3 protein-coding genes are annotated in these 5203 nt (G+C 73.9%); all 3 read left to right on the top strand.

The genetic code is table 11. The features are described from left to right. Positions 1-555 precede the first annotated feature (555 nt). The 3 genes from LDL48_RS43080 (at position 556) to LDL48_RS43070 (ending at position 4969) form a co-directional block, all read left to right on the top strand. The gene (locus LDL48_RS43080; protein ID WP_225260988.1) at positions 556-1992 is read left to right on the top strand and encodes a TldD/PmbA family protein; all 1437 of its coding nucleotides are present in this window, start codon (positions 556-558) and stop codon (positions 1990-1992) included. A 49-nt stretch (positions 1993-2041) separates the two neighbouring features. After that, complete coding sequence (locus LDL48_RS43075; protein WP_225260987.1) at positions 2042-3436, top strand: TldD/PmbA family protein; 1395 nt, start codon at positions 2042-2044, stop codon at positions 3434-3436. 99 nt (positions 3437-3535) lie between these two features. Then, entirely contained in the window at positions 3536-4969 is a 1434-nt protein-coding gene (locus LDL48_RS43070) for a cytochrome P450 (protein ID WP_225260986.1), read from the top strand. Positions 4970-5203: the final 234 nt, after the last annotated feature.

Raw genomic sequence — 5203 nt, 5'->3', positions numbered from 1 at the left:
CCCCACCTTCCCAGCTCCTCCCGCCCCACCTTCCTGGCTCCTGTCCCGCCTTCCGCGCCGCCGCCCCCCTTTCCGCGCCGCCGCCCCCCTTTCCGCGCCGCCGCCCCCCTTTCCGCGCCGAGGGGCGATTCCGCCCCGTCCGTGGCAGGGGCCCGCCCACTCCCGGCTACGGCGTGTGGCGAGATGGCACGCACCGCACCGAAACCCCCCACGCCTCGCCGCCCGGACACAAGCGTGCAGAGATGCGGCGAGCTCCGCTCCCGAACACCACACACGCCCGCCACCCGATCGCAGCGCGCAGAGATGCGGCGAGCTCCGCTGCCGAACACCACACACGCCCGCCACCCGATCGCAGCGCGCAGAGATGCGGCGCGCTCCACACCCGAACACCACACGCCCGGCCACCTCGGAGGCGCTCCCATCCAGAAAACCCGACATACCGGATGGCCAAGCTCCCACCGGCACTGCCACCCCCACCGTCCCCGCCCGGTCCCGTCCGAGCGGTCCCCCCGGCGACGCCGCTTCCCTTGGGGACAGTTCATCTAGGGTCGGGTCATGAGCCATTTCGACGAGGCGGGCACCGCGGTCCAGGCGGCCCTGGACGCCGGCGCCCGCTATGCCGACGCCCGCGTCATGCTGCGCCGTACCGAGGCGATGACCGCACGCGACGGCGACGTCGAGGACGTCAGCTCCGACGAGAGCGCCGGTCTGGGCGTACGCGCCCTGGTCGGATCCAGCTGGGGCTTCTACGCCGTGCCCCACCTGTCCGACGACGCCGCCCGCGCGGCCGGGCGGCGCGCCGCGCAGATCGCCGCGGCCAGCGCGCTGGTGCCCGGGCCCGCGATCGACCTGGTGCCGGCCAAGGCCGGCACGGCGAGCTGGGCCAATCCGTGCGAGATCGACCCGCTGACCGTGCCCCTGTCCACCAAGGGTGACCTGCTGGTCGCGGCCACCGCGGCGGCCCGTGACGCGGGTGCCGACCTGGCCGAGGGCATCTACCAGGTGTGGGACACCCGCAAGTGGTTCGTGTCCAGCGAGGGACACCGCATCGACCAGCACCTGCGGGAGTGCGGGGCGGGCATCACCGCCAGTGCGTACGGCGACGGCGAGATCCAGCGCCGCTCCTGGCCGTCGCACCGCGGGCAGTACGGCACCCGCGGCTGGGAACTCGTCGACGAGCTGGACCTGGTGGCCCACGCGCCGCGGATGGCCGGCGAGGCGCGCGCCCTGCTCACCGCGCCGCTGTGTCCGTCCGGCGAGACCACCCTGGTGCTCGGCGGCGAACAGCTGGCGCTGCAGATCCACGAGTCGGTGGGGCACGCCATCGAGCTGGACCGCATTCTCGGCTGGGAGGCCGCGTTCGCCGGCACGTCCTGGTTGGACCTCGCCCGGCTCGGCACACTGCGCTACGGCTCCGAGCTGATGAACATCACCATCGACCCGACCATCCCCGGCGCGCTGGGCAGCTTCGGCTACGACGACGAGGGCACCCCGGCCGTCAAGCGCGACGCGGTCCGGAACGGCCGCTGGGTCGGCGTACTGGCCGGGCGTGACTCGGCCGCGGTCGCCGGGCTGGACTATGCGGGCAGCGTGCGTGCCGACGGCTGGTCCCGGCTGCCGATGGTGCGGATGACCAACGTCGGGCTGGAGCCCGGCCCGCACTCGTTCGAGGAGATCATCGCGGCCACCGACGACGGCGTCTTCATGGACATCAACCGCTCCTGGTCGATCGACGACAAGCGGCTGAACTTCCAGTTCGGTTGCGAGATCGGCTACGAGATCAAGAACGGCCGGCTGGGACGGATGCTGCGCAACCCGACGTACACCGGGATCGGCCCGAAGTTCTGGCAGTCGATGGACATGCTCTCCGCCGAGACGGTCTCCTGGGGTACGCCCAACTGCGGCAAGGGCCAGCCCGGTCAGATCGGGCACACCGGCCATCCGGCGGCACCGGCCCGGTTCACCGACGTCCGGGTGGGAGTGCGGGCATGACGAACGAAGGTCGCGCCGCCGGTGCCGGTCCGCGGGGCGGGGGCCGGCGATGACGGAACTGGCCCTCGCCGGCCGGGTGGTCGAGCTGGTCCGCGAGTGGGCCGGGCCGCACGCCGAGGCCGAGGTGGGGGTGCACCACTCGGCGCTGGCACTGACCCGGTTCGCCAACTCGGCCATCCACCAGAACGTGGACAGCACCGTCACCACCGTGAGTCTGCGGCTGCACCTGGACGGGCGCACCGCCGGCGGTTCGACCACCGTGGTGGACGCGGACGGCCTGCGGTCGCTGGTGGACCGCACCGTCGCCGCCGCCCGGCTCAGCCCGCCGGACACCGGCTGGGCCGGGCTGCTGGCGCCCACCCCGCTGAGCCACCCGGACACCGGCTTCGACGAGGCCACCGCCCAGGCCACCCCGGAGGACCGGGCGCTGCGGGTCCGCGAATTCGTACGCGCCGCCGACGGCCTGGAGACCGCCGGCTTCTGCCGTACCCACCGCGCGTCCGCCGCCTTCGCCAACAGCGCCGGTCAGGCCGTGGCGGGCCGCGCGGTGGAGGCGGCCATGGACGGCATCGCCCGGGCGGACGGCGCGGACGGCGTGGCCCGGCTGGCCGCGAGCCGGCTGGCCGACCTGGACGGCGCCGCGCTGGGCCGGCGCGCGGCCGGGAAGGCGCTCGCCGGGCGGCACCCGGTCGAGCTTCCCCCCGGCCAGTACGAGGTGGTCCTCGAACCCACCGCCGTCGCCGACCTGCTCGCCAATCTGGCCAGTTTCGCCTTCAACGGCCGGGACTCCGCCCAGGGCCGGTCCTTCGTGGAGCTGGGCGCCGCCCAGTTCGACCCGGCCGTCACCATCGTCGACGACCCGGTCGGCACGTTCCCGGGCGCCGCGGCCACCCTGCCGTTCGACGACGAGGGCACTCCACGGGCCCCGTTGACGCTGGTCCGGGACGGGGTCAGCACCGCGGTGACGCACGACCGCACCTCCGCCGCCGCGGCGGGCGCGACCTCCACCGGGCACGCGTCGCCGTCGTCCCGCTCCACCGGCCCGACGGCGACCCATCTCCGGCTGCTGCCCGGCCCGGCTCCGACCGGCCCGGCCGGCGCACCGGACGGCCCGGCCGTTCCGTCGGCCCGGCCGCTGGTTGCCGCCATGGCGCGCGGCCTGCTGGTCACCGACCTGTGGTACACCCGGGTGCTGGACCAGAAGAGCCTCGCCATCACCGGCCTCACCCGCAACGGCGTCTGGCTGGTCGAGGACGGCGAGGTGGTCGCGGCGGTGAGCAACATGCGGTTCACCCAGTCGTACCGGCAGGCCCTGGCGGCCGGGACGGTCCGCGGCATCGGCGCCGAGGCGGTGCCGTTGCCGGACCGCTGGGCCGGCCACCAGTACGCGGCACCCGCCCTGCACCTGGCGGGCTGGAACCTGACCGGCAACGCCAGCGGCTGATCCGGTGCGCCGACCGCCCGGGCAGCGCGGACCCGCCGCCCGGGCAGTCCCGGCGCCGGCGCGCTGGTGTCCCACCGCACCGACAGTAGGTTCGCCGTCATGAGCGCTTCCCGACCGCCCACACTCTCCGGACCGGCGGTCCGGACGATGGCCGATCTTCCCGGGCCGACGCCCCGCCCGGTCCTGGGCAACCTGCGGGACGTGGTCCGCGACGGCGTCCCCAACCGGGTGCTGGAGCGCTGGGCCGACACGCACGGCCTGACGTACCGGATCCGCCTGGTCCGGCGCCACATCCTGGTCACCGCAGACCCCGCGGTCATCGACCTGACGTTGCGCCGCCGGCCGGACGACTTCCGGCGCAGCGCGGTGATGTCGAACGTCATCGAGGAGATCGCCCCGCAGGGCGTGTTCACCGCCGAGGGCGACCGCTGGCGCCGGCTCCGCAAGGTGGCCACGCAGAGCCTCAACGTCGCGTACCTCCGGCAGTACTTCACCACGATCACCCGGGTCACCGACCGGCTGCTGGGGGTCTGGGAGGCCGCCGCCGACTCCGGTGCACGGGTCGACGTGCTGGACCAGATGATGCGGTACACGTTGGACGTCACGGCCGGGCTCGCCATGGGCCACGACCTGAACGCCCTGCAGAGCACCGGCGAGGGACTGCACAGCCGGGTGCCGCGGCTGTTCCCCGAGTTCGCCCGGCGGATCTACGCGCCGGTCCCCTACTGGCGGTACGTGAAGCTGCCGCGGGACCGGCGGCTGGACGCCACGGTGCGGGAGATCGAGGCGGTGGTGCGGGACCGGTTCGCCGCCGCCCGGGACCGCATGGCGACCGGTGCGTCGCCGGCCAACTTCCTCGAGGCCCTGGTCAAGCCGATCGCGGACGAGCCGGCGGTGACCGACGAGGAGGTGTTCGGCAACGTGCTGACCATGCTGCTCGCCGGCGAGGACACCACGTCGTCGGCCGCGGCCTGGAGTCTGCACTTCCTGGCCCAGCACCCGGAGATCCACCGGCGGGTCCGCGCGGAGGCCGACGAGGTCCTGGGCGACCGGCGGCTGCCCGCCGACCCCGCCACGGTGGGCCGGCTCCGGTACGCCGAGGCGGTGGTCCACGAGGCGCTGCGCCTGCAACCGGTCACCCCGCAGCTGGTCATGCAGCCGACCCGGGACCTCACCGTCGACACCCGCGACGGCCCGCTGTTCGTGCCGAAGGACACGCTGATGTACGTGCTGCTGTCCTACGGCGCCCGCCGCGACTCGGACCGTTTCCCCGACCCGGACACGTTCCGTCCGGAGCGGTGGCTGGACGGCGGGCTGCCGGCCGAGTCGCTGCCGTTCGCCCCGTTCGGCAACGGTCCCCGGTTCTGCCCGGGCCGCAATCTGGCACTGGTCGAGACCACCGTCGTCGCCTCGGTACTGAGCCGCGCGTTCGACTTCGAGCCGGACCGCACCGCAGGTCCGGTGGGCGAACGGATGACCTTCACGTCCTTCCCGACCAACCTCGGCCTACGGGTGCACCGACGCACCGATTGAGTCGGACCCGCCACCCGGCCTTGTCGCCATCGGGCTTCACCGATATCGTGCTGTCCGTCGACCCTCGCTCACCGAGGGCAACACCATGGACTCACGGGGGAGATCCAATGAAGGTTATCGGTGCGCTCTGCGGAGCTGCTCTACTCGCGACCGTCGGCGGCCTGGCGCTGACCGCCGGCAGCGGCGCCGCCGCGGAGGACGGACCCTCCTCGATCGTCGAGGACTTCACCCATC

The organism is Jidongwangia harbinensis (assembly GCF_020216025.1).
Classification (GTDB): domain Bacteria; phylum Actinomycetota; class Actinomycetes; order Mycobacteriales; family Micromonosporaceae; genus Actinoplanes; species Actinoplanes harbinensis.
The sequence above is the reverse complement of the archived record's forward strand: the minus strand, read 5'-3'. Positions and strand labels throughout refer to the sequence as shown.